At 46.2% G+C, this 26,911-nt stretch carries 22 protein-coding genes and 1 tRNA gene; 17 read left to right on the top strand and 6 right to left on the bottom strand.

Annotation, left to right across the window (positions count from 1 at the left end; translation table 11 throughout):
• Positions 1 to 22: 22 nt before the first annotated feature.
• Complete coding sequence (locus ABH09_RS09290) at positions 23 to 1,195, bottom strand: YibE/F family protein (protein WP_371922156.1); 1,173 nt, start codon at positions 1,193 to 1,195, stop codon at positions 23 to 25.
• Positions 1,196 to 1,283: 88 nt separating this feature from the next.
• Complete coding sequence (locus ABH09_RS09285) at positions 1,284 to 2,846, bottom strand: 5'-nucleotidase C-terminal domain-containing protein (protein WP_315442735.1); 1,563 nt, start codon at positions 2,844 to 2,846, stop codon at positions 1,284 to 1,286.
• A 198-nt stretch (positions 2,847 to 3,044) separates the two neighbouring features.
• Between ABH09_RS09285 and ABH09_RS12870 the strand changes: the two genes are divergently transcribed.
• Positions 3,045 to 3,173, top strand: coding sequence for a hypothetical protein (locus tag ABH09_RS12870; protein ID WP_256478588.1), 129 nt, complete (start codon positions 3,045 to 3,047; stop codon positions 3,171 to 3,173).
• A gap of 506 nt (positions 3,174 to 3,679) precedes the next feature.
• Here ABH09_RS12870 and ABH09_RS09280 read toward each other — a convergent pair.
• Complete coding sequence (locus ABH09_RS09280; protein WP_253714178.1) at positions 3,680 to 5,602, bottom strand: AMP-dependent synthetase/ligase; 1,923 nt, start codon at positions 5,600 to 5,602, stop codon at positions 3,680 to 3,682.
• A gap of 401 nt (positions 5,603 to 6,003) precedes the next feature.
• On the opposite strand from ABH09_RS09280, the gene ABH09_RS09275 reads away from it, so the two are divergent.
• From ABH09_RS09275 to ABH09_RS09240, 8 genes are all read left to right on the top strand, one after another.
• Positions 6,004 to 6,405, top strand: coding sequence for an HIT family protein (locus ABH09_RS09275; protein WP_253714177.1), 402 nt, complete (start codon positions 6,004 to 6,006; stop codon positions 6,403 to 6,405).
• A 273-nt stretch (positions 6,406 to 6,678) separates the two neighbouring features.
• Complete coding sequence (gene ispE / locus ABH09_RS09270; RefSeq protein ID WP_253714176.1) at positions 6,679 to 7,563, top strand: 4-(cytidine 5'-diphospho)-2-C-methyl-D-erythritol kinase; 885 nt, start codon at positions 6,679 to 6,681, stop codon at positions 7,561 to 7,563.
• Positions 7,564 to 7,610: 47 nt separating this feature from the next.
• Positions 7,611 to 7,871 (top strand): septation regulator SpoVG, encoded by a 261-nt coding sequence (gene spoVG / locus ABH09_RS09265; protein ID WP_162664035.1) that lies wholly within the window; start codon positions 7,611 to 7,613, stop codon positions 7,869 to 7,871.
• A gap of 71 nt (positions 7,872 to 7,942) precedes the next feature.
• A tRNA-Gln gene (locus tag ABH09_RS09260) sits at positions 7,943 to 8,015 on the top strand.
• A gap of 132 nt (positions 8,016 to 8,147) precedes the next feature.
• The gene (locus ABH09_RS09255; protein WP_253714175.1) at positions 8,148 to 8,786 is read left to right on the top strand and encodes a 50S ribosomal protein L25; all 639 of its coding nucleotides are present in this window, start codon (positions 8,148 to 8,150) and stop codon (positions 8,784 to 8,786) included.
• A gap of 84 nt (positions 8,787 to 8,870) precedes the next feature.
• Positions 8,871 to 10,322, top strand: coding sequence for a tRNA lysidine(34) synthetase TilS (gene tilS / locus ABH09_RS09250; RefSeq protein WP_253714174.1), 1,452 nt, complete (start codon positions 8,871 to 8,873; stop codon positions 10,320 to 10,322).
• Position 10,323: 1 nt separating this feature from the next.
• Positions 10,324 to 12,405, top strand: coding sequence for a tetratricopeptide repeat protein (locus ABH09_RS09245; protein WP_253714173.1), 2,082 nt, complete (start codon positions 10,324 to 10,326; stop codon positions 12,403 to 12,405).
• Complete coding sequence (locus ABH09_RS09240) at positions 12,402 to 14,294, top strand: S1C family serine protease (RefSeq protein WP_253714172.1); 1,893 nt, start codon at positions 12,402 to 12,404, stop codon at positions 14,292 to 14,294. Before ABH09_RS09245 ends, ABH09_RS09240 begins: the two co-directional genes overlap by 4 nt.
• Here ABH09_RS09240 and msrB read toward each other — a convergent pair.
• From msrB to ABH09_RS09225, 3 genes are all read right to left on the bottom strand, one after another.
• Positions 14,291 to 15,397 carry a peptide-methionine (R)-S-oxide reductase MsrB gene (msrB, locus tag ABH09_RS09235; RefSeq protein WP_253714171.1) on the bottom strand — a complete coding sequence of 369 codons (1,107 nt, stop codon included), beginning with the start codon at positions 15,395 to 15,397 and terminating at the stop codon, positions 14,291 to 14,293. The genes ABH09_RS09240 and msrB overlap by 4 nt on opposite strands.
• 119 nt (positions 15,398 to 15,516) lie before the next feature.
• A complete protein-coding gene (locus tag ABH09_RS09230; protein ID WP_162664029.1) occupies positions 15,517 to 16,374 on the bottom strand; it encodes an SPFH domain-containing protein in 858 nt (285 codons plus the stop codon).
• 19 nt (positions 16,375 to 16,393) lie between these two features.
• The gene (locus ABH09_RS09225; protein ID WP_253714170.1) at positions 16,394 to 18,496 is read right to left on the bottom strand and encodes a methyl-accepting chemotaxis protein; all 2,103 of its coding nucleotides are present in this window, start codon (positions 18,494 to 18,496) and stop codon (positions 16,394 to 16,396) included.
• Positions 18,497 to 18,876: 380 nt separating this feature from the next.
• Between ABH09_RS09225 and ABH09_RS09220 the strand changes: the two genes are divergently transcribed.
• The 8 genes from ABH09_RS09220 (at position 18,877) to ABH09_RS09185 (ending at position 26,875) form a co-directional block, all read left to right on the top strand.
• Entirely contained in the window at positions 18,877 to 19,872 is a 996-nt protein-coding gene (locus ABH09_RS09220) for a 2-hydroxyacid dehydrogenase (protein ID WP_253714169.1), read from the top strand.
• 52 nt (positions 19,873 to 19,924) lie between these two features.
• A complete protein-coding gene (gltS, locus tag ABH09_RS09215; RefSeq protein WP_253714168.1) occupies positions 19,925 to 21,133 on the top strand; it encodes a sodium/glutamate symporter in 1,209 nt (402 codons plus the stop codon).
• Positions 21,134 to 21,318: 185 nt separating this feature from the next.
• Positions 21,319 to 21,630, top strand: a complete 312-nt coding sequence (locus ABH09_RS09210) for an OadG family transporter subunit (RefSeq protein ID WP_162664025.1) — start codon at positions 21,319 to 21,321, stop codon at positions 21,628 to 21,630.
• 25 nt (positions 21,631 to 21,655) lie between these two features.
• Positions 21,656 to 22,051 (top strand): biotin/lipoyl-containing protein, encoded by a 396-nt coding sequence (locus ABH09_RS09205; RefSeq protein ID WP_162664024.1) that lies wholly within the window; start codon positions 21,656 to 21,658, stop codon positions 22,049 to 22,051.
• Between the two features lie 10 nt (positions 22,052 to 22,061).
• Complete coding sequence (locus ABH09_RS09200) at positions 22,062 to 23,204, top strand: sodium ion-translocating decarboxylase subunit beta (RefSeq protein ID WP_253714167.1); 1,143 nt, start codon at positions 22,062 to 22,064, stop codon at positions 23,202 to 23,204.
• A 128-nt stretch (positions 23,205 to 23,332) separates the two neighbouring features.
• Positions 23,333 to 24,298 carry a glutaconate CoA-transferase subunit A gene (gene gctA, locus ABH09_RS09195; RefSeq protein WP_253714166.1) on the top strand — a complete coding sequence of 322 codons (966 nt, stop codon included), beginning with the start codon at positions 23,333 to 23,335 and terminating at the stop codon, positions 24,296 to 24,298.
• A 1-nt stretch (position 24,299) separates the two neighbouring features.
• The gene (gctB, locus tag ABH09_RS09190; RefSeq protein ID WP_253714165.1) at positions 24,300 to 25,097 is read left to right on the top strand and encodes a glutaconate CoA-transferase subunit B; all 798 of its coding nucleotides are present in this window, start codon (positions 24,300 to 24,302) and stop codon (positions 25,095 to 25,097) included.
• A gap of 20 nt (positions 25,098 to 25,117) precedes the next feature.
• Complete coding sequence (locus ABH09_RS09185) at positions 25,118 to 26,875, top strand: acyl-CoA carboxylase subunit beta (RefSeq protein WP_253714164.1); 1,758 nt, start codon at positions 25,118 to 25,120, stop codon at positions 26,873 to 26,875.
• Positions 26,876 to 26,911 lie beyond the last annotated feature (36 nt).

The raw sequence follows: 26,911 nt of genomic DNA, 5'->3' as shown, positions 1-26,911 counted from the left end.
GCTTCCCCGTCCGGTAATCGCCTCATGATGTACGATGAAATCTCCCGACAAGGCGCACCGTAATCGGGATGGTGCAGATAAGCCCGATACTTCCGGCGACTGCACGCAACACTTCGGAGGCTAAAAGTTCGAGGTTGATGATTTCGGTAAATCCGTTGGAGAATAGAATAAACAGCAGCAGTACCGGAATGGAGGTACTGACATAGGCCAAAATCAGTGTGTTCGACATTGAGCCGATAATGTCTCGGCCGATATTCATGCCGGATTTTATCAGTTGCTTTTTTGATATATCGGGACTTACGGAAATAATCTCCCACATTGCCGATGAGATGGACATTGCCACATCCATCACCGCGCCGAGCGCACCGATCATAATACCTGCAAACAACAACCCCTGATAGTCAATCCTACGGTGCTGCGGTATAAAGGCAAGCATTTGTGCGTCCTCGTTTCCAAGCCCTGTCAGCATGAGTATCTTACCGGCAATAAATGCGAATACTCCTGCAATGATAACCCCGCCGATTGTACCTATGATGGCTGTATATGTTTTTTTATTGTTGCCGCTGATGATCAGCAGCGTGATAACCGTTGCAGAACTGCATACGGCAAGCGCCAATAAGATCGGGTTAAAACCCCGTATAATGCACGGGAGAAAAATACCGAAAATAAGGCCTACGGTAATGCCGAGCGTAATCAATGCTTTGAGACCGTTTTTTTTGCCGACGATAATAAGCGCCGCTGCAAAGAGTACGATGAGTGCATAGACTTTTGTGTCCCGTGCACGCTCATAGATTTTTAAGTTTATTATCTTTCCGGTTTCTTCATCTTCGTCCACCTGCAGTATCATTTTTTCATGGAGCCGGAAGATAAGCCGGTACGGAATTGCCAGTTCAATAGTGTTGCGGACGGTATAAACTTCGCCCTTATGCTTGCCGGTTAAAATTTCTATTTTTAAATGCTGATACCGGAAGTCGGATTCAATCGGAACATCCGGCCTACTTTCCGCGAGGTCATCATATACGATTTCAATGACGCGCGCTTTTACCACCTGGTTCTTCGGCAAATTAAGTTGCGTGTCGTAATATTCCGCCAATCCGGCATCTTTTGAATCGGTGTCTGCCTCTGCAAATACGGGGATTTGCGCTGTAAGCATAGTTGTAAGGATGAAAAAAAGAAAAATACAAAATCGTTTGATTTTTTGCTGCATGACGAATACCAAAAAGAAAAACAAGCAATGTATGTGAACATACATTGCTTGTTCCATTGTGTATAAGGACTTCCTTTTATTTTTTGCTGATATCTTTGATGTAATCCGGAGCCTTCGGCGTAATAGTCTTTGCCGCTTTAATTTCGTCGATTAGGGCATCACGAATCGGAATATATGTTTCGACGACGTTCGTTGCCTTCGAGAAATCGTATTTATCACCACCGGTAAACATAAAGTCATTGACAACAACCTTATATGTTTTGTTCATATCGAGCGGAGTTCCATCGGCTAATGCGATAGAAGTGACTCTGCTTTCAAAAGGTTTGGTGCCGTCGTATTCAACCTTTAATCCCGCAAACTGTCCGTCTGTGATATTCGGGTTCATAATACCGTGATCAATTGCCTTTTTGATTTCCGCTCCGCTAAGGTCGAAGGTGACTAAGAAATTGTCGAACGGCATGATTTCGTACAGATCGCCGACGGTAATATTTCCCGCTGCAAGCGTTCTGCGTAATCCGCCTCCGTTCTGGATAGCAATATCGGCTTTTCCAACTTTCCGTTGTACTTCTGCTGCCCATACGCCGAGCAAGGTATTGCTGCCCTTATCCTTTCTTTCATGGGTAAACTCACCGGCTGCGGTACCGATTACTTTGCTCAAGATCGGTTTCAAGTCTGCATCGTATTTCGCATAAATAGCTTTTCCAGCTTCATCCTCGACGATAGTGTCTTTGTGCTTCCAAATTTCATCAAGGGTAGGAGTGATCGAAGCGATATTTTTATTTTCATCAAAGGTGATGCTGAGTTTTCCAACTGCGCGTCCGTAGCAGTAAGCTTGCATAATCGGCATACCGTCTACAGCGCCCTGTACCGGTCGATGGCTGTGAGCTGACAATATCGCGTTTAAGCCCTTAATTTGAGCAAGCGCGACTGCATTTCCAGTGATTTCTTCACCCTTCTGATCGGAATCTATGTGAGTTAATGCGATAATGGCATCCGGTTTCCCTTCTTTTGCTTTTCCGGCCAATAGGTAATCAACCCATTGCTGTCCGGCTTTAACGGGATCGGTAAACTCTAAACCGCTGACATGTTCCGCTTTTGTTAAACTGACCGTATCGGGATGAGCTAAACCGACAAACGCAATTTTATAACCGCCTTTAGTGATAATCGCGTACGGCTTTGCCCACGAGACAGGCTTCTTGGTGTTTTTGTCGACGATATTTGCCGCCAAGAAGGTAAAATTGCCGTCTTTCTGCCATTCCTTCATGTGCGTTACGCCCCAGTCGAATTCGTGGTTTCCGACTGCGCATACCGATACGCCCATTGCCTTCATCATTGCGGAAACCGGTGCACCGTAGGTCAAATTGGAAATTGCAGTACCTTGATAGTTATCACCGCCTGCTACGACAATCGTATTCGGGTTTTCCCTTTGTGCGGTGTGCACATAGCCGAGCAGCTTTGCCATACCGGCATTTTTTCCTTTACCGGGACGGGCATCTTCTGCAACGTTACCGTGGAAGTCGTTAAACAAGATCACATCCACCTGATTAGCCGGCGCTGTTGCTTCAATAGCGCTGTATTGCATCGGTACGGGTGCGGGAATATGTTCCGGCTCAGTCGTTTTACACGACGAGAACAGCATAAATACAGCCGCCAATGCAACAAACAGCGTTTTAAAAACTTTTTTCTGCGTCATTTGCATACTCCTTGTACTTTGTAGTGTAAAACGGATACAGAAAAAATGCAAGGAAAAAAGAGAGAAAAAGTTATAAGGAAAACCTCTATAAACCATGGCGTAAATAAAAAGATATGACGCTGTTGTATAATGATTGGATTTCTTATGTTAATTAAGAATGATATGCTGTATAATACCGCATATATAGGAATAAACATGAAAATAAATGAAGTGCTTAAAGATTTACAGCTCAATTGGCAAACAGAGCTGCAAAAAGATGAAGGCTTATTTTAGACAATGCAGTTGGCATTGTCTAAAAACGCTGCGAGTTTGCGTAAGCGCAAACGTCGCCTATTGACTGCACTTTTTCATTTCGTTGCAAAAGTGCGGCAATTCGCCAATCCTCGCCTTTTGATAAAGGCTGTGGTTGTCGAATTTATAGGAATGGTTTTTTGCAAAAGCACGGGATAAAATAGATACTGCATTTACTGCAGAAGATGCCTTTAGCGCTATAATGGAAGTTGTGTTTTTTATACAGTCTGAAACAAACCCCTATTTATGTACCGAATGTATTGAGCTTTTGTATTCACTTATACGAAAAAGTGATACCACAGAAATCCCTAAAGGCTTCCTTCAAAACCTTTATATTTTGAAGGAAAAACTCGCAAAAGATATGTACTCATTAAATATCTTACAAGAAATTGAGGCTCACTATAGAATATGAAGGTCGTTTTCGGCCAAAGAAGCTGATACAATCTCTAACGTTACAGATCGCGGCTGCGATGGAAAAGCCTTTCTATTTAATCAGCGAATAAACTATCAATTTGATTACTATATAACGACGTGATCTTATAGCGCATTACATCCTGCTTTGCCGAGAGTTCTACGCCTGCTTCAAAAGGTTTGGCAAGGAGTACAAAACGATTGATTCGTTCAAACAGTTTAAAGCCGTTTTCATGGTTTATCAGCGAAGCGATCTGTCGCTCAAAAAGTTTCTTGATTTCCGGTTTTGCCAGCAGGTCTTCAAATGAGTCTGCCAATATCCCTTGCTCTGCCGCATAGCTTTTAACCTCGGTTTCGTCTGCGACAATGAGTGCGCCTAAAAAGCGCTGATCCTGCCCGAGAACTACGGCTTGCGCGATGAATGGTGATTCCTGCAGCTTCATTTCAATCGGTACCGGCTCGGTATTTTCTCCGCCGCGTAGTACGATCGTATCTTTTTTTCTGCCACGTAGGATAAGTTCGCCGTCAAGCGTTTTTAATCCGAGGTCGCCGCTGTCGAACCAACCGTCCTTGTCGATGACCGCATCGGTTAAATCCTGCCGCTTGTAATACCCCTTCATAACGCTGGTGCCGCGGATCATTACGGTACCGAGTTGACCTACCGGCAGCTCTTTCCCGTTGTCATCGACAATCTTTACCGTCGTACATGACAGCGGCTTCCCGATAGTACCGAATACGGGGCGCCCGAGTGGGCGAACCGACACAACCGGTGCCGTTTCGGTTAAACCGTAGCCCTCGGTAACGCTTACACCGATAGCCCAGAAGAACGCGTCGATATTCGGCGGTAGTGCTCCTCCGCCTGAAACCCCTTGCCGGAAGCCGGTACCGAGTTTAGTACGGATCTTTTTAAACACAAGCGCATTGCCCAGCGCATAGAGCGGCAGGGTGAGAAGATACGGTATAAAGGAAACAATCGGACGGGTGATCTTCGTATAAAAGACAAAATGAGGATTAAGCCCTTTAACATTCCGTGCATGGTGTGCATGGAACAAGCCTACCGCGACAAAGAAGTTGAACAGTTTTTGCTTAATACCGCCTGCCTGCTTCATTGCCTTAAAAACACCGGTATAGACGGACTCCCAGATACGCGGCACCGATGGGAACAGCGCCGGATTGGTTTTTGCGATATCTGCAAGCAAGATGCTTCCCACCGGTTTGGAGTACACCATCCCCGCGGCGGAAGCTAAGATAACGTATTCGCAGAGCCGCTCAAAGCTATGCCATACCGGCAGTACCACAATGGCCTTTTCGCCGGGATAGAGGATAACCCTCGTTTTAAGGTCATCCAGCTGCACAATAAAGTTCTTATGTGTCAGCATAACACCCTTGGGTTCTCCTGTCGTACCGGAGGTAAAAATGATCGTAGCAACTTCCGTATCGCTGCCTTTTTCCAGCTCCCGTTCAACCGCTTCGGGGTGTTCTTTCCGATATGCCATACCCCGTTCGATAATCTCATCATAGCTGTACATTGTAAAGCGGGAAGTGTTGCCCTTTGTTTTGAGCTCTTCATCGTGAATATCGAAAGGATCAAACACAATGAGCGTTTTGAGCAGCGGAAACTGCTGCTGATTTTTCAGAATTTTTATAAATTGATCCCGATTTTCTATGACAGCAGCCGTACATTCGGCAAAGGACAAAATACGTATCAAATCCTGTTCGGTTGCATCACAGCCGCGCGGAACATCGGCTGCTCCGATCGTCATAATCCCCATGCTGGCATGGTACCACTCTTTCCTGTTATCTGCGATAAGGCCGACTCTGTCTCCCCGCGTGATGCCGAGGGATAACAGTCCGCCTGCAAAACTCAATACCCGATCAAAAACATCAGTGTAGGAGAGCGGATTAAAATCGCCTTGCTCATTCTTGGAATATTGAGCGGCAATATTCGGATATTTTTTTGTAATTTGTTGCAACAATTGCGGCATTGTGATGTCGTTCATGCCAAAACGCTAGCATAAAAGAAAAAATCAGTCAAGTAAAAGGCAGCCTCATCAGATGGTTTCCGGATATCCCCGCAGAATAATTGATGCCGTTCAACCAGAACTGCCAAGGATGGCAGTGGTTCCATACAGCAGCGATGTTTTGTGCGTGCACAAAACTCGCCTTCAACTGATGTACACGGATGTACAGCAGTTGAAGATGGTTCAAATGGTCTCACAGCCTCTTTATTTTGCGATTCTTATCTATATCTGCCTGATGCGTTTACCCTGCTAATGGAAAAGAAAAACTTTCCGTAAGCCTTTTAAAAATAGACGACGCAGTAGATGTGTCGTATATTTTTAAAAGACGTATGATTGACGGCAAAGAGGTTTCCTCTTACAATAAATAACAGGAGCTAACGATGGATGATTGTATTTTTTGTAAGATTATTAAAGGCGAAATTCCGTGCATGAAAATCTATGAAGATGAATATACGATTGTCTTTATGGATATTGCAAAAGATGTTGACGGTCACATGCTGGTCGTCCCCAAAAAACATGTTACAAATATCTTGGATGCGGATGAAGCAACGCTCCATCATGTAATGGATACGGTAAAAAAGGTCGCCAACCATTGCGTGACTGACTGCGGATACGAGGGTGTCAATATGCTCAATGCAAATAATCAATGTGCAGGGCAGACGGTCTTTCACCTGCATATACATTTGATTCCGCGAAAATCAGGTGATGCCGTGCCGAGCTTCCCGAAATTCGGTGGTGCCGTACACCCGCTCGAAGAAACCTACAAAAAGCTCAAAATCTAAGAGTATCAGGGCAACCGCATTGAAAATATTTTTAGCGGTTGCCTTCCTTCTGTTCGAAATTTTACTTAAAATTTCGAACGGTTTGTTTTAGAAGAAGGACAAACTGCATCAGACAATATAGATCAAAATCGTAAAATAAAGAGGCTGTGAGACCATTTGAACCGCGAAGTGGTTCAACTTTGGTTGAACAGCCTCTTTATTTTACGGGAATAGTCAAGAAAGTGTCTGATGCAGTTTGTCCTGAATTTGCAGTATTGACAAAACTCATATTATATGAATAATGCTTCAAGCATGAGTGCCGATGCGGTTAGTCTTTGTGCTTATGCAAAGATTAACATTCATCTAAAGGTTCTGGCAAAAAGAAAAGACGGCTTCCATAACCTCGAAAGTATTTTTCAGCGTATTTCAATAGCGGATTATCTTTCTCTAGAAAAGTCGAGCGATTCACGTAGTTGTACGGTTGAATCCCCTTTGATGCCTTTACCGGTGGGCAACACTTTAACCGAAGCGTGGAAAGCATTTTGTAATGTGTCGGATGTTGATACCGGTGTTCGGGTGCGGCTGATAAAAAATCTCCCTGCAGGGAGTGGTTTGGGGGCAGGTTCTTCCGATGCGGCCGCTTTGTTGAAAGCGGCAAATGAGCTTTTTGCGATGCCGTTGAGCGATTCCGAGCTTACAACACTCGCCTTACAGGTTGGAAGCGATGTGCCGTTCTTTCTAAAAAGTTCGGCAGGAATTGTTACAGGACGGGGTGAAGTCTTTGAACCGATACGGGCTCGTACTGATTGTTTCGGCATATTGATTTGGCCGGATGTACAGAGCTCAACGAAAGAAGCGTATGAACTGCTGGACAACCAAAAAGAAGCGTTATCCCACGAGTGTGAGGCGTGGGGATATGAAAAGCTTGCTGCACAGTATATGGCTCCGTTTAAAACATGGCGTTTTGTAAATGATTTTCAGCCGGTGCTTGAGCAGCGCTACCCCGTTATCGGTCGTGTGCGTAAAGAACTCTGCGAACAAGGTGCAGCATTTGCGCAAATGAGCGGGTCGGGTTCGGCTGTTTTCGGATTGTTTAGCTCTGAGAGCCTTATGGCTTCCGCTTTCCAAGTCTTGGCAAAAAGATGGAGCTGGTGTAAACCGTTCCTTTTACTTGCCTAAGAATACTTTGCGGTGTATAATAAGTCTACCGTAAGGAGGGGCATAGTATGACAATCACTGATGTCCAAATTCGGAAGACTGTAGCTGAAGGCAAATTAAAGGCTTATGCAACCGTTACCTTTGATGACTGCTTCGTATTGCACAATGTGAAGCTGATTGAAGGAGAAAAGGGTGTTTTTGTTGCGATGCCAAGCCGCAGAACGAAGACCGGGGCGTATAAAGATATTGCGCATCCGATAACGCCTGAATTCCGATCGGTACTGCAAGAAAAGATACTTTCCGCATACGAGACTTCTGCTGAAAGTTGAAATCGGCGTTATGCAGATCGGTTTGTAAAAGATTTGGAAATTGCTGTACGTAAACGTACAGTTTTTTATAATGGGACGTCGGCAAGTGGTAAGCCAACGGCTTTTGGTGCCGTCATTCCGTAGGTTCGAATCCTACCGTCCCAGTCTGAAGGAAAGACGGATTATTTTGTTGCAAAATAATCCGTGTTGACTTTATATGAATGTAAATAGAAAAAAAGGGGCTTTTCGTACGGAAGGAGCCTCTTGTTTGCTTTATATGCAAAGGAGTTCCTGATTATGGAAGAGAGAGTTTTGACAGCCTGTCGTCGGACAGGTTTTGGAAAAGCTGCTGCTGCAAAATGCCGTAGAGCCAATCGTTTACCCGCTGTTATTTATGATAATGCCGGTCGTTCAACAGCTATTGAAGTTCCCTATCGCGATTTTGAAAAATTATTCAAAACAGTTACTGAGAGTACCCTTATTACCGTCAAGGTTGACGAGAAAGACGAGTTTGAAGTTTTTATCAAAGATTATCAATATGATATCGTAAGCGATAAAGTTTTCCATGCTGATTTCTATGCCGTTGAACGTGGCCAACTGTTGCGGACTAAAATTCAGATCCGACTTTCAGGATCTCCTGAAGCATGCCGTCAAGGCGCTGTTTTGGAAACCGGTATTGCGGAACTTGAAGTTGAATGCTTGCCGCGCGACTTGCCTGAACGAATTGTTGTCGATGTTGAAAAACTCGGTGCTAACGAAGCAATTCACGTTCGTGATATTAAAGTTCCCGAAGGCGTTAAAATTTTAACGGATGCCGATTTGGCGGTTGCAATGGTTAAATTTGCCAAAGAAGAAGCTCCCGCACCCACAGAAGAAGCTGTTTCTGCAGAGGGTGCCGCCCCCGCGGATGCTGCGACCCCGGACGCAAAAGCCTAATTTTCTCGTTACAGTGCAGGTTTTACACCTGCACTTTTTTTCTGTTCTTGTCTTTTCCTCAAAAACGTTTTATTTTCTCATTGTATGTATTCTCATCCGCTTATCAATGCCGTCTTTGATAATCTTAAATCATTTTTGACACATAACCCGAATAGTTTCCTTCTTACGTGTTCAGGCGGTGCGGATTCTACGGCATTGCTATTAGCTTTTCATCAATTACAGACGCGGCTCCACTGCCGATTAACCGCCGTTACGGTTAATCATAATATCCGCAGTGCGGAAGAAAGCGCTGCCGATTCAGCCTTTGTCGCCGAATTGTGCAGCCGTTTAGAGCCGCCGGTACCCTGTGTTATTGCGGAAATCCCCGCCGGAGAAGTGGCGCGTTATGCAAAAGAACGCAATCGTGGAACCGAAGATGCCGCACGTGCGCTGCGGTACCGGCTTTTTGAAGAAACCGCCGCTTCCGTTGGTGCCGACTATATCGTAACGGCGCATAACCGCAGTGATGTATATGAAACAGCACTGATGCGGCTCTTCCAAGGCGGCAACACGGCGAGTTTATCCGTAATGCCGATACGGCGCGGACGGTATTTACGCCCGCTTATTACAGTAGAACGGAGCGATATCAAGGCATTTTTACGGCAGCAGGGTATCGGATGGCGTGAGGATTCCACCAATGCGGAAGATACGTATCTGCGCAACCGAATCCGGCACCATCTAGTACCGGCATTGGCTGCGACCTTCGGCGGATGGCGCACCGGATTGGATAAAACTTTGCAACGGATAGCCTTGGATCGTTCATTTTGCGAGGAATCGCTGGCCACTGCGCGCGAAACCTTTACCGGTATGGCCGACAATGCAAGCAGCGTGGCCGACGCGGCAAATTGGGCGCAATGCAAGCACGGTGCGCTTGTAATCGCGGCGGATTTCTTCGATTCGCTTCATCCTGCGCTGCGGCTCAGGGTACTTGAACAAGGGTGTCGCCGGCTCGGTATCGGGACACGGGTTCCGCTTGGCATACTCCTTCGGCTTTCATCCGAATGTGTGGCTTCTCATATGGAAAAGCAACCGGATACTCGATCAAAGATTACTGCTGCCGGCGCTCTCCGCTTGGAACGCCGCGGTGATCGTATCCTGCTTTTTGACAGCACGGCCTATCTTACGCTGTATAATCAAAAGTCATACATCCTGACTATTCCACAATGCGGCGAGTATGCGTATCCTTTGGGGCAGTTGGTAGTTTATCATACGGCCGACGGTATTTTTGTACGAGATAGCGAGGATAAAAGCAACGGAGTAGGTCCTTTTACACTTCCCATTTCCGTTAGGTCCAGGCGCGGCAGCGATCGGATTCAAATGAAATCGGGGAATTTAAAAGAAGTAAAAAAAATTTTAAATGAGTGGCAGGTTGATTCACTTGCTCGCGAACTTTTGCCGATTATCATAGAGGACACTTGTATTCGGAGGCGTACTCGTATACGCGCCTTGTATGGCAGCTTCCTTGGATATAAAGACTGGTTTGTGGAGGAACAATAGAATGCTCAAGACTATAAAGCGGATCCTTTTAATAGAAACGCTGCTGGTATTTTTACTACCTGCAACGGCAGTGTATTCGCAAACGGTAAACCGTGAATTACAGCAAATGAATACCTCGTATGCGCTGCAATATTTGCAAAAGGCCGCCGCGCTCTATACCGATGCAAACTATGCGGAAGCTCTTGAATATGTCGAAAAAGGCATGACGTTTGACGATTCTTTTGCAGACTTCTTTTATTTAAAGGCTCAATGCCTTATCCGGTTGAATGCCACGCGCGCACAATGCCTCGATGCTGCGGAAACAGCTCTGACGCAGGGATTAAAGCTGCGTATCTATAATCGGAACCAGCTCGTTTTACTCCTTGCCCGCCTTTATACTGAAACCGAACGCTATAACGAAGCACTTCAAGTATTGGATTCACTTGCCTTCGATTCCGCCGACCGTGACTTTTACCGCGCTTCTGCGCTCTATGGGTTAGGGCGTGACGGGCAGGCGCGGGAGGTAATCGAAACTGCGTTAAACCGTTGGAGTTTTGACGTTCGGTTCCCTCGGCTGTTCTTTTTACAGGAGCGGGATAAAGCGATGACCCGCGCGGGGAAAAAACTTGCCGACTCTCTTTTGCAGCAACTCTATGTCTGGATTGAACAGGAGCCGTCGCTGGCAGTGTATGCAGCTCCCTTTGACCCTAACCCGCAGGAAAACAGCCGCCGTTTAAAAGTGTACCGTAATATGCATGCGGCAGACAGTGAAAAGCTTGATGCACGGACGCAGCTTGCCGCGGTGCTCGCGGAGCTCCGGTACGGCGTTATCGATGAAAAGGTCGCCGTCAAAGAATTTTTTGGTACCACTGTTGCCGACCACCTACCTCAAACGACAAATATTAAAGCACCCGTGTCCGCCTTGTATTCCGATCAGCTTATCGAGTTATGTCGGCTGACCGGCACGGATGCTATGCGAAAAGAGATTGGCAATCGTCTTAAAATCTTTAGCGGCGTACTTTTAGAGGACGATAACCGTGACGGGATTTCCAACGCGGCTGTTTTCTTTGAACAGGGACGCCCCGTATCGGCCTTTTTCGATCTGAATCAGGATGAGGTGTATGAATATCAGATACAGTGCAATTTCGGCGCCCCCGATCTTATTGTTACGGCGAAGAACGGTTATGCCGTCCAATATGACAGCTATCCGGCAGTACATTCTATTGTACAAAAGGCGGAAAAGCGGGAGTATATCATGCGTCCGCTTGCACTTCGATGGGAGCCGGTTGCTCAGACCGAACTTGATTTAAGACTGCGCGATACCGATGCGGAAGCTCCGGCTTTCTTTACGCTGCGGTTACGCAACAATGCCCGCCTGCTGCAAGAGCATGATTTTATCTTTTCGGTGTTATACAGTGAAGAACCTTCACCGTTTGATACAAATGCGGTTATGCGGATGCACTTTGAAGATGGCCGGATTATTTCGGCTGAAATAAAGACGGGGACGCAAACGCTTGCGCTTGCTCGGTACCGGAACGGCGTTCTTGCACAAAAAGAGTATGACTATGACGGCGACGGATTTTTTGAAGTGCTGGAGCAATATGGCAAACAGGGAAAGCTCGATAAGATTTCGGTTGATATCAATAAAAATAAGTTGTTTGAATATTACGAACTCTACAAGACGGATGGGACGGTTATAAAAAATTGGGATGAAAATGAAGACGGAACGCCGGAAATTCAGTATACGCAGTTTCCGTCGGGAAATGCTCAGACGGTGTGGAAACATCGGTATTCGGGGCTGCCGGTGTCGGTATACTATAAAAAAGGAATCCCGGAACGCTTGACTATCGGCAAAACGAGTATGCCGCTGATAAAAGATCCTTCATATAATGTATATTGGCTCGAAATGCGCCCCGCTTTTTCCGATAAAGTCGCTGAAAAACTGACAGCGTTGTTCAAGGATACCGATTCCGATGTGGAAGCGCGGACAATATTAATCGGAAGTTATGAGCTCTATGCCGTCCGTTCCGAAGGCGCTGTGTTTGTTCAAATGTTGCGCATTCCCGATCGGGCAGCTCCTGTGAAAGTTGAGGGACAAAAGTGAGATTGGGTCGGTTTTTGTATAACATATCCGCACTGATTGTACTTTTGGTTACTTTCGGCGCCTGTACCTCTGTTACACCCTCTTTTTCGCAAAGTGTCAATTACGCGGACGGTCGCAGCGTAACACGGGAGATTGAAGCTGTTCGCGGCCTTATCGCAGAAAAACCGCTCGAGGCCCTATTGCGGGCAAAGCGTTTAACGCTGTATACCGAACATACCGATGAAATAAACACGTTGTATCAAGACTCCAAAAGCGCTGTTGAAGAAGTGTTTTTTAAGGCTGTCGAAAACGGTACATGGGATGAAGCGCTCAAAATATTCCGATCGCTCACCGTATTAGGGCATACGCCTGCGCAGTGGAGTGAGCAAAAACTCATAGCGGCGCAGCGGGATAAATGGAAGGAAAAAAAATTTGATGCACTGATTCAGGATACTGCCCGATTATCCGGCGGAGTACATGATGCGCCGTCATTGGAAACGGTTCGAAAAATGATGAAAGGAACCGTAACGGTGTGGGTTGACCGCGGTATGACGATTGAAAAAGGGTTGGGGAGAGCCGACCGGATGATCGGTTCGGGTTTTTTTATCGACGCTAACGGCTATCTCATTACAAACTATCATGTTATTCAAAGCGAAGTTGATCCCGAATACGAAGGATTTTCCCGTGTGTACATCAAGCGTGCGGAAAATCCTACGGTGCGGATACCGGCAAAGGTAGTCGGCTGGGATACGACATTCGACCTCGCGCTTCTTAAAACGGAGATAAATCCCGAAGTGTATTTTCAGCTCGGCTCTTCGGAAGACTTAAACATCGGTAGTAGAATCTATGCGATCGGCTCGCCCGCCGGATTGGAACAGACGCTTACTTCCGGTATCGTGTCGGCGCAAAACCGGCGGCTTCTGTCTTTAGGCAGCGTATTGCAGATTGATGCGCCCGTTAATCATGGAAGCTCAGGCGGGCCGATTATCGACGAGGCGGGCAGGGTACAGGCAATTGTGTTTGCCGGTCTTGAGCGCAACGAGGGCTTAAACTTTGCAATACCGGTGGAACTGCTGCGGCTTATCTTGCCTCAGCTCTATGCAGGCGGCGAAACCGTTCATGCATGGATGTCCTGCTATGGGGTTTCCGTAAAGGAGTCGCCGCAGCAGGCGGCAGGAACGGAACTGGTCTATGCAGTGCCGGGATCGTCTGCGTCTGTTATTCCCGCCGGTGCCGTTATTACTCATCTGAATGGTCGGGCGGTTCCCTGTTTGGAAGCACTGCAGGCCGAACTGATGCGGTTGAGCGCCGGTACTATCGTTAAAGTTTCAGGCTATGCCCCCCTGCATACTTCTTCTACGAATGATGCTCGTCCTTCCGGTCCGGGCGCCGATACAACAGGCACTACCGGAAATGCAAATGTCAGCACTGCTCCCGATGCAATCGGCAGCTCGGGTAATAGCGCGGTCGGTACCACACATATCAGCACCGGCGATACGGCGGGCGCTACGAGTGATGCCGCCGACAATATGGACGGGGCGGAACGGAAGGAGCACCGTTGGGAAAAAACGCGGCAGGATTGGTATGTACAGCTGGAAACCCGCCCCGAACAGCCAGCCGAGCTGGTGTATCGTAAGGATAGTCGCGCGCGGGCTATGCTGCCGGCGTATGGAATGTATCTTGAAAGCGCCGGTGGAAAAAAATCTTTTCGGATAACGGAAGTTATTCCCGGCAGCTACGCCGATGAAACAGGTTTTTCCGCCGGAGACTACCTTGAAATCCATAAGATGGAAGTGCAAAAAGCCGAAGAAGCCCTGTTCACCCGGATTTATACCAAACGCCGGAAGTCCGCCTATCTCGATACCTTTATGGACATCTGGGCATACCTAGACAATCCGTCATACTTTTAGGGATTTACGTATTGTTTATAGTCTCCGTAGCCGGCGGCATCCATTTCTTCGTAGGGAACAAACCGCAGTGATGCTCCGTTGATGCAATAGCGCAAGCCTGTTTTATCCTGCGGGCCGTCGTCAAAAACGTGGCCTAAATGTGCGCCGCCGGTTTTTGAGGTAACTTCAACTCTGTTCATACCGTGACTGCCATCGGGCGTAAAATCAACCGCCTGCGAGGTAATCGGTTTGGTAAAGCTCGGCCATCCGCAGCCTGCATCGTATTTATCGCTCGAAGAAAAAAGCGGCTTTCCCGTAACAACATCAACGTAAATTCCCTTTCCTTCAAACTTATCATACTCGCTGGTAAACGGTCGCTCGGTTGCTTTCTCCTGTGTTACACTATATTGCAGCGGTGTCAGCCGTTCTTTAATCTGTTTTGCATCAGGTGCTTGGAATTTTGCTTCATCGTGGAGCGGTACGGAGGCAAGGTTTAAGTTGATATGGCAGTAGCCGTTGGGATTTTTTTCAAGATAATCTTGATGATAGTCTTCTGCCAATACGAAGTTCCGCAGCGGTTCCGTTTCTACTGCAAGCGGGCGTGCATACTTTGCCTGCATCCGTTTTAGAAACGCTTGAATAACCGGTGCATCTTTTTTATCGGTGTAGTAAATGCCGGTACGGTATTGCCTGCCGACGTCATTTCCCTGCTTATTTACGGAAAGCGGGTCGATAATGCGGAAATAGTGCTCCAACAGCTCTTCGAGTGCGATAACGCCGGTATTGTAGGTTATTTTGACGGTTTCGGCATGATCGGTGCCATGTATGCGCTGATAATCGGTTGTATCGGTTGTGCCGTTCGCATATCCGGTATCGGTTTCAACGACGCCTGCAATCCGGCGGAAGTATCCTTCAACACCCCAAAAGCAGCCTCCGGCCAAGTAAATCTCTTTTATGTTTCCTGCCGTTACCATAGATGAACCTCCGTTTCCGATGTTTTTCGTTGGCTGTGTGTTACTTTCGTCTCGTAGTTTGTGCTTTTCTTCGGCTTGTGCTTTCCCGCAGCTGCAGAGGGTCAGGGCAATGCAGAGTGGTACTGCTAAATGAATACGTTTATGAACCATAATTTTTTAGCTCCTTGTTATATTCGATTGGAAATATCCGCTCGGGAGGTCGGTATGACCTACCAAACGGCAGTCTTATAATGAACAAAAAGCTATAATATTGAGTTACAAATTCGTAATTATTCCTGTTTTTTTTCTAAGGATTTTAAAGCATTGAGCGCTGCTTTGGAATCCTGTTGTGCGACGGCAATCAGTTCGATGATATTCGGGTATTTCGCCAGAAAGTCTCCCCATTTCGTCAGCCGATCTATCTGGAACTGCTCCGATGCTGCGTATTGTGCTTCTTTTGCGGCTGTTTCCGCCAAAAGCATTTCGCGCTGTTGTTCATACGTGTTATAAGCTTGTTCCGCAATCTTATAGGTATGGATATCGGGAATGGTGAGTTTCGTTAAAGTAACAGCTTCGACGGAGAAATCTTGACCGATTGTTTTTACAAGTTCGCCTCTGAGCTTTTCTGAAAGCAGATGATAATCGGTTTTTACTTGCTGATATTCGTAGGGATTGTCGATCAGTTCCGAAATATAGCGATACATAATTGTTTGCAGTATTGCACGTATATGCGAATCGATGTACGATTCAAGCGCTTCCTGCGTTTGGATAGTATTTTTTTCCACAACCGGTACCAGCTGTTCGGCTTTCAGGGTAACGAGAGCATCGATACCAAACGCCCATGAAAAATCGTCTTTTGTATTCAATACTTTGGCGTATCGGTCTGCCGACGGGAGCATACCGTCTGCCGCATAATTTACTTGCCGCGGCGTAAGGTCAAATACCAGTATCTGTGCATTTGTGGGAACAATCCGCTCCCATCGCCAGGTAAAATTCCCGGGCATAATCGCTTGGGGATAATATCCCCCCGACTTCGACAGCATGATACCGTATTTCCCTGCAGGAACCGAAAATTGTGTCCACCCGAAAAAGAACACCGATGTCGCGCATGCGAGTACAATTACCGTGATAATACATACCTTCTTCATATTTATCCTCTTCTGCTGGTTAGACTTTAAACTTGCCTACTTCTTTTGTTAGATTTTCAATACTTCGTTTATTCTTCTGTGTTATGTCATTTACTTCTTGAACGGCATTATTGATCTGTACTGCTTCCGCAGCCATTTCGTTCATGCCATCGGTGATGATGCGGGTAAGATCATCGAGCTTCCGCATTTCTTCTGCGACACTTTCCCCTCCTTTCAGCATCTCCTCGGATCCGGCTTGTACCTCCGTAGTCACCATATTGATATTCTTAATAGCAGCCAGTACTTCTTTGCTGCCGTTCTCCTGTTCGCGCATTGCGTGGGTAAGTGTATCGCTCATATCTTTTACTTGCCCGGCTAAATGAAAGATAGCATTGAATTTTTCTTCTACGGTTTTGGAAGAGGCGGAAAGCGTCTCGATTTCACCGCTGAGTGTTTTAAGCGTCGTTGTTATGTTTTTTCCTTGCATGGCGGAATCTTCCGCTAGCTTTCTAATTTCATCCGCGACAACGGCAAAACCCTTCCCCGCCTCTCCCGCATGAGCCGCTTCGATGGCTGCATTCATTGCAAGCAAGTTTGTTTGTGATGCAATATGCTGAATAACACTTGAGGCTTCCATCAGCGAACCGGATTCTTCGGCAATTTTTTGTGTTACGGTATTTGACGTTACGAGTGTTGTTTTACCGTCATCGGTTGCGGTTGCGAGGCTCTTTACCGCTCCGTTTGCCTTTTCGAGCGTACCGGTAATGGACGCGATATTTGCTACCATTTGCTCGATCGAAGATGAAGACTGCGCAACGCTCGTCGCTTGAGTTTGGATATTGCTGTTAAGTTGTTTTATGGCACGGATAATTTCTTCAACGGTTGCTGCCGTTTCGGTAACGCTTGCCGCCTGCGTGAGTGCTTGTTGTTTAACGCCTTCGATATTGGAGCTGATTGTATTTACTGCACTTGCAGTTTGTACCATATCACTTGCAAGCTTATTACCAATAGCTTCCATTTCGGCGTTGCTTATTCCGATGGATTTGATCGAATTGCCGATTTTCTCAATGGTTTGGTTAAAGTATTCGGACATGTCGGTCACTTCATCATTACCCGTAATCGGTAGTCTGACCGTTAAATTTCCTTCACCTTGCGAGATATCTTTTAATGCATAGACTGCTGTCTGAACAGGTTTTACCAATTTAAGAGCGACAAAATAGACGATGATAAGAGCCGTTATAAATATACAAATACCGATAGTCATCATTGTGATACTCATCGAATTGACTGTCCCCATAAATTCATTATAAGGCGCATTAACAACAATCGTCCATCCTGAGATATTGCTTTTTGCGTATGCGGCTATTTTTGAAATTCCTTTATATTCATAATGACCAATAGCAGGTTTTTGCGCTTTTAGAGCAATTTGTTCAAATGTTCCGAGGCTGGCCAAGCTTGTATCGGTTTTCCCCGACTCGGAAGCATTAAACAGCGACTCCACTAAAGAAGCGTCCCTATCGGCAATGGTAGTTCCCGTTAAACCGATAATATAACAAAACCCGCTTTTGCCGACGGCAATATCTTCGATATTTTGTGTAAGGAGCAATCCGCTGACATCTGCCGAAAGAACGCTGTGTACATGATGGGTTTCGTCGAATATGGGAACTGCAAGCGTGATGACAAGTGTTCCCTTGGCTCGTTCTCTATACGGTTCTGAAATAAAGGGGGTTCCCGAAAGGGCTGTTTGGAACCATACCCTGTCGCCTACTTGAACGGTATTTCCCGCATAATAGAATGTACCATTGGGATCGGTTATATCTAATTCAATAATTTTACTGTTTGCTGCAGCCTCTTCTTGTAAGAGTACAACTCGTTCTTGATACGAATATGCGGGGTCGGTTAAAAAAGGCATACGGGCAATGCCGTTAAGGAATTGATAGAGTGCGGTTATTCTTCCGTCGATAATATTCGCAATGTCTACCGCTTTGTCTGTTAAATGTGTTTCGACTCTCTCGGTTACGGCTTTGCGTGCGATGTGAATAGCAAGGACTGCCTCTGTAATGCCGGCAACTACTACCAAAAGACCGAAAATAAGGATGAGCTTATAGCGGATTGGAAACCGTTTCGGTGCTGTTTTTTCCATAAGGGTAGGGCTCCTTTCCAAACGTGGGTGTAATTTTGTATCTACATGATCCGACTACATCGGATGTATTTTAGTCCTTTTGCTTATGGCTGTCTATGCTTCTGCATGGTAATACAACACTAAATGTTTAGAATAGTCTTGATATTGTCGGTCATATAAAAATAAATTTATTTATTTTCTTGACAACTCAATAGAGGCATTGTAAGATTAAACAATACCGGAATGAGTATGAACATCATAATTCGCTATATCAATATATATAAGCAGTTAGTGTTTTCATTTATAGATTTATCGATAGATGGATAAGTGTGTTTACTATTGATTGACGGAATGGTGGTTGCGCTTTTTTCGGTGTATGTAATATAAGGAGGCACTGTAACATGAAAATTATTTTTTATGGCGTGCGTGATGTCGAACGGCCTATCTTTGAGGCGGTAAATAAGAAATTCGGGTACGAAATGACGTTAATTCCCGAATATTTAACCGACGAGGCGACCGCCAAAAAGGCAGCAGGGCATGACGTTGTCGTATTACGCGGAAACTGCTTTGCGACAAAGGAGCGGTTAGATATCTACAAAGAGCTTGGCGTTAAATACGTATTGACCCGAACGGTGGGTGTTAACCATATCGATATACCATACGCAAAAGAACTAGGCTTTAAAATGGCTTATGTGCCGTTCTATTCTCCAAATGCAATCGCGGAACTGGCACTGACTTTGGCAATGACGCTATTGAGGAATGTTACCTATACCGGAAACAAAACAAAAGATAAGAACTTTATCGTCGACAAGCAGATGTTCTCGCGCGAAGTACGGAATTGTACGGTCGGTGTACTCGGATTGGGACGAATCGGTATGACGGCAGCCAAACTGTTTAAGGGCTTAGGTGCAAATGTTATCGGTTTTGATATTTTCCCGAAAACCGGGGTGGAGGACATCGTAACGCAGATGTCTCTGGATGAAGTGCTTGCAAAGTCCGATATTATCACGCTCCATGCTCCGTATATTAAGGAAAACGGGAAGATCATCACGAAAGAAGCAATTGCTAAGATGAAGAATAACGTCATCCTTATTAATACAGGACGGGGAGAGCTTGTCGATACCGATGCGCTGGTCGAAGGGCTGGAAAGTGGAAAGATATATGGTGCAGGTATCGATACGTTGGAAAATGAGGTTGAAATCTTCTTTAAAGATTTCAAAGGTAAGACCTTGCCTGTGCCTGCTTTCGAAAAACTGATCGATATGTATCCGAAAGTTATCATTACGCCGCACGTAGGTTCCTATACCGATGAGGCTGCATTGAATATGATCGAAACAACTTTTGATAACATAAAAGAATATCTCGACACCGGAGATTGTAAAAATAAAATCCAGTAATTCGCTGCATAGTGTGCTACAGTAAATGCATCTGTATGAGGAGGTAATAAAGATGATTACATTTACGTTTGATATGTATCTAACGTTGGGACTGGCGATCATACTGTACCTGTTGGGAAGCGGTATTAAAGCAAAAGTCGGGTTTTTGCAGAAATACTATATTCCTGCGCCGGTTATCGGAGGAACGCTGTTTTCAATTGTAATGTTGATAGGCCATAATCTGGGACTGTTTACATTTACTTTTGACGGAAATTTAAAGAATTTCTTTATGGTTGTGTTCTTTACCAGCGTCGGATTTTTGGCGAGTGTTTCCGCATTGAAAAAGGGCGGCATTGCAACGCTCCTGTTCTTGGCCGCAGCGGCAGTGCTCTGTGTTGTGCAAGACGGTGTCGGCATCGCTTTGGCAAAAGTGTTCGGGCTTAATCCCGGTATCGGTTTGGCGGCGGGTTCAATCCCGTTGACAGGCGGACATGGTACGTCGGGCGCTTTCGGCCCTTATTTGGAAGAACGGGGTGTTTCAGGCGCTACGGTTGTCGCAATTGCCTCGGCAACGTATGGCTTGGTAGCAGGCTGTTTACTCGGCGGGCCGATTGCAAAACGCTTAAAGGATAAGCACAACCTTGTGTGCAAAGAAGGAAACGCAAAAGAGGCTCAACAGCAAGCTGAGAATGAAGAGACTCTCGCTCGGAAAGCTACTATGACCGAGAAATCTTTCTTTAAAGCAGCTTGTATGATCGGTATTGCAATGGGTGTCGGTGGTCTTATTACGCCGCTTATTAAAAAAGCGGGATTGTCTTTACCGGCATATCTTATTCCGATGCTTCTTGCTGCTATTATGCGTAATATTGTAGATGCAACGCCTAACAAAACGCCTATCGACGAAATCGGTATTATCGGAAGCGTATGCCTTTCCTTCTTCTTGGCTATTGCATTGATGTCAATGAAGTTGTGGGAGTTGGCAGACTTGGCAATTCCGCTTATCGTTATCCTGCTGGTGCAGACTGTTGTTATGGGCTTGTTTGCCTATTTCGTTACTTTCAACCTTATGGGACGGGATTACGATGCAGCGGTTATGGCAACCGGCCACTGCGGTTTCGGTATGGGAGCTACTCCGAACGCTATTGCAAACATGGAAGCCTTTACTTCCGTAAACGGTTTCTCGACGAAGGCTTTCTTGGCTGTTCCGCTCGTAGGTTCGCTGTTTATCGACTTTGTTAATGCGTTTATTATTCAGACCTTTACCAGCATCTTCGTCGGATAATTTTGACGGGAACCTATCTATTGTGAGGGGTCTTCTAAAAATCGAACCAAACTTTTAGAGATACCCTAGAACAGATGAAAAGTGCTTTGCTGTCTCGACAGTGAAGCACTTTTTGTATTATGATAGTGATAAAGCTATTATCCGGGATGCTTTTTCAAGCTATTTATTCCTTATAGGAGGTATGAATGATCACAACAGAGTACATAAGCTTTGTTACGAGCTTGTTGTCATCTTTGCTTGGGCTTGGTATTGTGTTTTTATCTCTAATCTTCTTAGCGATTTACGTTATGATTGTTTCGAAAGTTATTTCGGGCTTAGAGAAAAAATTACCTACCAAACCTCAAGCAGCCCCTGCAACAGCGACCCCTACAGCCGTGAATACAAAGTCTTCAGCGGGTGCCGAAGCGGTAAAAGTTGCAGTTATTGCAGCCGCTATTAGCGAAGAAAGGCGCGAGCCTTTGAATTCATTCGTAATTACGAGTATTAAGAAACTATAGATCATAAAGAGAAGGAGTGTTTCGTATGAATTATGTAGTCACTGTAAACGGTGAGAAATATGAAGTTGAAGTGGAAAGAGTCGGGAGCGGCTCTTCATCTTTATCACGGCGTCCTCCAGAGCGGGTGTCTCGCGCCATTCAAGCAGCTCCCGTTGCTCAACCTGTTACCCCGCAACCCGCGGTACCTACGTCGGCTCCCACAGCTTCTGCCGGTTCCGTAGTCAGCCCGATGCCCGGCACCGTCCTTGATGTAAAAGTAAAAGAAGGCGATGCAGTTTCCGTCGGTCAAGTGGTTGTTATTTTGGAAGCCATGAAGATGGAAACCGAAATCGTATCCGAAGTTGCCGGTTCCGTGGCTGCTGTCAGGGTAAAGAAAGGAGATGCCGTCGATACTGATACCGTATTGGTAGAGGTTAAATAAGGGGCACTGCATGGAATTCATTAAGGTTATAGGGGCGATGATGCAACAATCAGGCTTTGCTGCGTTGACATGGCAGCAGCTTGTGATGTTTCTCATCTCGTTCGTTTTAATTTATTTAGCTATCGTCAAGCAGTTTGAACCGTTGCTGCTGTTGCCGATTGCTTTCGGTATGTTTTTGACGAATTTACCGTTAGCGGATTTGATGAAGGAAGCAGAGCCTTGGTATACGTCCGGTGTACTGCGGATTATTTATAGCGGTATCAAGAGTAACCTCTTCCCATGCTTAATATTCATGGGGATAGGCGCAATGACCGATTTCGGGCCGCTTATCGCCAACCCTATTAGCTTGTTGCTCGGAGCGGCGGCGCAGTTCGGCATTTATATCACCTTTATGGCTGCCAGTGCTTTACCGATTTTTACGGCAAAGCAGGCTGCCGCTATTGCTATTATTGGCGGCGCCGATGGTCCTACTTCTATTTATATTGCAAACAACTTAGCTCCCGAACTGCTGGCGCCGATCGCCGTTGCAGCGTATTCGTATATGGCGCTGATTCCGTTGATTCAGCCGCCGATTATGAAGCTATTAACCACCAAAAAAGAGCGTGCTGTTAAGATGAAACAGTTGCGGAAGGTAAGTAAGACGGAAAAAATTGTATTCCCGATCGGAACGGTTTTATTTACCTCGTTGTTGCTACCTTCGGTTGCTCCACTGCTTGGCATGCTGATGTTAGGTAATATCTTTAGAGAATCCGGTGTTGTACAGCGCTTATCCGATACGGCTCAAAACGCATTGATCAATATTGTTACGATTATGCTTGGTGTTACCGTCGGCGCTACGGCAAACGGAGAGTTGTTTCTGCGAGTGCAAACGATTAGTATTATCTTTATGGGATTGTTTGCATTCTGCATGTCGACGGTCGGCGGTGTTTTGCTCGGAAAGCTTTTGTATGTTGTTACCGGTGGAAAAATCAACCCATTAATCGGTTCTGCCGGTGTTTCCGCCGTGCCGATGGCTGCGCGTGTTTCGCAAACGGTAGGCGCATCCGAAAATCCGACGAACTTCTTGCTCATGCATGCGATGGGGCCGAATGTGGCCGGTGTTATCGGTTCTGCGGTTGCGGCCGGTTATTTTATGTTGATCTTTGGAAAGTAATAATGCAGAGGGAATACCGATGTTATCGGCGTTCCCTCTCTGTATGAATGGAGCTTATCGCTGGAAAATAATTTTTGCGATTGCCTCTATTTCATTAGAACGTACATATAGTTGGAAGGAGATGTATTATGAGTAAGGTTATGTCATTGCACGACGCAATTAAAAAATATGTAAAATCGGGCGATGTCCTCTGCTTCGGCGGTTTTACGACGAATCGTAAGCCGTATGCTGCGGTAAACGAAATTCTGCGGCAAGGCTTAGGCAATTTTATCGGGTACTCCGGCCCGGCAGGCGGCGACTGGGATATGCTGATCGGTGAAGGAAGGGTAAAGGCCTTTATCAACTGCTATATTGCAAACTCCGGCTATACAAACGTAGCGCGCCGCTTCCGCCACGAAATAGAAAAAAACAAAAAAATGCTGCTGGAAGACTATTCGCAAGATGTACTGATGCTGATGCTTCATGCATCTTCCCTCGGACTCCCGTATCTTCCGGTACGGCTGATGCAGGGCACTGACTTGGTAAACAAATGGGGTATCAGTAAAGAAGAGCGTGCAAAAGATCCGCGCCTTCCCAATGATAAATTGGTTGAGGTGGAAAACCCCTTCAATCCCGGTGAAAAGGTTGTTGCCGTTCCTGTGCCGCGCTTAGATACTGCAATCATCCACGTGCAAAAGGCTTCTATCGAAGGAACCTGTTCCATAGAGGGTGATGAATTCCATGATATCGATATCGCGATTGCCGCAAAAAAGTGTATCGTAACATGCGAAGAGCTTGTAACCGAGGAAGAGATCAGAAAGGATCCGACTAAAAACTCGATACCCGAATTTTGTGTCGATGCAGTTGTGCATACCCCTTACGGTGCTCATCCCGCTCAGTGCTATAACTATTATGACTACGATGCAAACTTCTTTAAAATGTATGACAGCGTTACCAAAACCGAAGAAGATTTTAAGGCTTATCTACAGGAATGGGTATACGGCGTAAAAGATCATACCGAATATATCGATAAACTCGGTGCAAGCAGATTGGCAAAATTGAAGGTTGTACCGGGATTCGGTTATGCGGCACGGCTTGTAAAGGAGGATAAGTAAGATGGCAAATTATAAAAATTATACCAATAAAGAAATGCAGGCAATTACAATCGCAAAGACTATCAAAGACGGCCAGATTGTTATTGTAGGTACCGGTCTTCCTTTAATCGGAGCATCGTTGGCAAAACGGATTTTTGCTCCGCATTGTAAGTTGATTGTGGAAAGCGGTTTGATGGATTGCGCTCCGGTTGAAGTACCCCGCAGTGTCGGCGATAACCGGCTGATGGCTCACTGCGGTGTACAGTGGCCGAACGTCCGCTTTATCGGGTTTGAAGCAAACGAATGGCTCAATGATAACGATCGTATGATCGCCTTTATCGGCGGTGCACAGATTGATCCTTTCGGCAACGTAAACTCAACCTGTATCGGCGACTATCATAACCCTATTACCCGGTTTACCGGTTCCGGCGGTGCAAACGGTATCGCAACCTATTCCAACACCGTTATTATGATGCAGCACGAAAAACGACGCTTTATCGATAAAATCGACTACATCACCAGCGCCGGATGGGGAGACGGCCCCGGCGGACGTGAGAAGCTCGGTCTTCCGGGAAACAGAGGTCCGATCGCCGTTGTTACCGACCGCGGTATTCTCAAATTTGATGATAAGACCAAGCGGATGTACTTAGCGGGTTACTATCCGACCTCTTCCCCCGAAGACGTACTGGAAAATACCGGTTTTGACCTCGATGTTTCCAAAGCTGTTCTGCTTGAGGCGCCGAGCGAAGATGTTATTAAGATGATCCGCGAGGAAATCGATCCCGGGCAGGCGTTTATCAAAGTTCCCGTAGAAGAGTAAGTAGTATTGGAGGAATAGACATGGGTGATTATTCGATGCCGAACTATTTCCAAAATATGGAACAAGTTGGAAAGGAGTTGGCACATATTGATGAAGAAAATGAGAAGCTGATTAAAGACGTTGAAGAAGAAATCGGCAAACTGATAGATGAAATCCACGAAGCAGGAACGCCGACGGAGGCTATCAACGAAAAAGGGCAGATGACTGCGCTGCAGCGGATTGCCGACCTGATTGACGAAGGTACATGGTGTCCGTTGAACAGCCTCTATAATCCGCAGGACTTTGAAACCGCGACCGGTATCGTCAAAGGCTTGGGACGGATTAACGGAAAGTGGGCGGTCATCGTTGCTTCCGATAATAAGAAGATTGTCGGCGCGTGGGTTCCCGGGCAGGCGGAAAACTTACTGCGGGCTTCCGACACGGCAAAATGCTTGCGCATTCCGCTCGTGTATGTACTGAACTGTAGCGGAGTTAAACTCGACGAGCAGGAAAAAGTTTATGCGAACCGGCGCGGCGGTGGTACTCCGTTCTATCGGAACGTAGAACTGCAGCAGCTCGGTGTTCCCGTTATCGTCGGTATCTATGGAACAAACCCCGCGGGCGGCGGCTATCACAGTATTAGTCCGACCATCCTTATCGCACATGAGAAAGCGAATATGGCAGTCGGTGGCGCCGGCATCGTCGGCGGTATGAATCCGAAAGGCTATATCGACGAAGAGGGCGCCGAGCAGATTATCGAGGCAAGCAAAAAATCCAAGGGCGTCGATGTACCGGGAACGGTTTCCATTCACTATAATGAAACCGGCTTTTTCCGCGAGGTGTACAGCGACGAAATCGGCGTATTAGACGGTATCAAAAAATATATGGACTACCTGCCCGCCTACAATTTGGAATTTTTCCGTGTAGACGAACCGCGGGAACCGGCGCTCGATCCGAACGATCTGTATTCCATTTTGCCGATGAACCAGAAGAAGATATACAATATCTACGATATTATCGGACGGCTGGTAGATAACAGCGAATTCAGCGAGTACAAAAAAGGCTACGGTCCCGAAATGGTAACCGGACTTGCAAAAGTTGACGGGTTGTTAGTCGGCCTTGTCGCGAACTTCCAAGGCTTGCTGCTGAAGTATCCCGAATACAAACAAGGCGCAGTCGGCATCGGCGGTAAGCTCTACCGGCAGGGGCTTATGAAGATGAATGAGTTCGTAACACTCTGTGCTCGCGATAAGATTCCGATTATCTGGCTGCAGGATACCACCGGTATCGACGTCGGAAACGATGCGGAAAAAGCGGAACTGCTCGGTCTGGGACAGTCGCTTATTTACTCCATTCAGAATTCCAATATTCCGCAGATGGAAGTTACGCTCCGAAAGGGTACTGCTGCGGCTCACTATGTGTTGGGCGGGCCTCAAGGCAACGATACCAATGCGTTCTCGCTCGGTACTGCGGCAACCGAAATCAATGTAATGAACGGAGAAACCGCTGCGACTGCGATGTATTGCCGTCGTTTAGTAAAAGACAAGGATGCGGGAAAGGATTTAACGCCTACCATTGAAAAGATGAATAAGCTGATTAATGAATATAAGGAAAAATCCGTTCCGCAGTATTGCGCCAAAACCGGTATGGTCGACGAAATCGTCAGTTTGTATGATATACGGGCGTATATGATCGCCTTTGCGAATTCCGTCTATCAGAACCCGAAAGCAATCTGCGCTTTCCATCAAATGCTGCTTCCGAGGGCAATCAGAGAATATAATACATTCGTTAAAAAATAGAAAAGATCTTACGGGGAACCTCTAAAAATCTTAGGT

This window comes from Treponema sp. OMZ 803 (assembly GCF_024181165.1).
Classification (GTDB): Bacteria; Spirochaetota; Spirochaetia; order Treponematales; family Treponemataceae; genus Treponema.
The sequence above is the reverse complement of the archived record's forward strand: the minus strand, read 5'-3'. Positions and strand labels throughout refer to the sequence as shown.

Coding starts and splice junctions, on each gene's coding strand:
- ABH09_RS09275 (WP_253714177.1), top strand. CDS start 6,004: ATGGATGATTGTATTTTTTGTAAGATTATTAAAGGCGAAATTCCGTGC.
- gctA (WP_253714166.1), top strand. CDS start 23,333: ATGAGTAAGGTTATGTCATTGCACGACGCAATTAAAAAATATGTAAAA.
- ispE (WP_253714176.1), top strand. CDS start 6,679: ATGAATAATGCTTCAAGCATGAGTGCCGATGCGGTTAGTCTTTGTGCT.
- spoVG (WP_162664035.1), top strand. CDS start 7,611: ATGACAATCACTGATGTCCAAATTCGGAAGACTGTAGCTGAAGGCAAA.
- ABH09_RS09255 (WP_253714175.1), top strand. CDS start 8,148: ATGGAAGAGAGAGTTTTGACAGCCTGTCGTCGGACAGGTTTTGGAAAA.
- msrB (WP_253714171.1), bottom strand. CDS start 15,397: ATGGTTCATAAACGTATTCATTTAGCAGTACCACTCTGCATTGCCCTG.
- ABH09_RS09210 (WP_162664025.1), top strand. CDS start 21,319: ATGATCACAACAGAGTACATAAGCTTTGTTACGAGCTTGTTGTCATCT.
- gltS (WP_253714168.1), top strand. CDS start 19,925: ATGATTACATTTACGTTTGATATGTATCTAACGTTGGGACTGGCGATC.
- ABH09_RS09185 (WP_253714164.1), top strand. CDS start 25,118: ATGGGTGATTATTCGATGCCGAACTATTTCCAAAATATGGAACAAGTT.
- gctB (WP_253714165.1), top strand. CDS start 24,300: ATGGCAAATTATAAAAATTATACCAATAAAGAAATGCAGGCAATTACA.
- ABH09_RS12870 (WP_256478588.1), top strand. CDS start 3,045: ATGTTAATTAAGAATGATATGCTGTATAATACCGCATATATAGGAATA.
- ABH09_RS09230 (WP_162664029.1), bottom strand. CDS start 16,374: ATGAAGAAGGTATGTATTATCACGGTAATTGTACTCGCATGCGCGACA.
- ABH09_RS09225 (WP_253714170.1), bottom strand. CDS start 18,496: ATGGAAAAAACAGCACCGAAACGGTTTCCAATCCGCTATAAGCTCATC.
- ABH09_RS09245 (WP_253714173.1), top strand. CDS start 10,324: ATGCTCAAGACTATAAAGCGGATCCTTTTAATAGAAACGCTGCTGGTA.
- tilS (WP_253714174.1), top strand. CDS start 8,871: ATGTATTCTCATCCGCTTATCAATGCCGTCTTTGATAATCTTAAATCA.
- ABH09_RS09285 (WP_315442735.1), bottom strand. CDS start 2,846: ATGCTGTTCTCGTCGTGTAAAACGACTGAGCCGGAACATATTCCCGCA.
- ABH09_RS09220 (WP_253714169.1), top strand. CDS start 18,877: ATGAAAATTATTTTTTATGGCGTGCGTGATGTCGAACGGCCTATCTTT.
- ABH09_RS09280 (WP_253714178.1), bottom strand. CDS start 5,602: ATGAACGACATCACAATGCCGCAATTGTTGCAACAAATTACAAAAAAA.
- ABH09_RS09205 (WP_162664024.1), top strand. CDS start 21,656: ATGAATTATGTAGTCACTGTAAACGGTGAGAAATATGAAGTTGAAGTG.
- ABH09_RS09200 (WP_253714167.1), top strand. CDS start 22,062: ATGGAATTCATTAAGGTTATAGGGGCGATGATGCAACAATCAGGCTTT.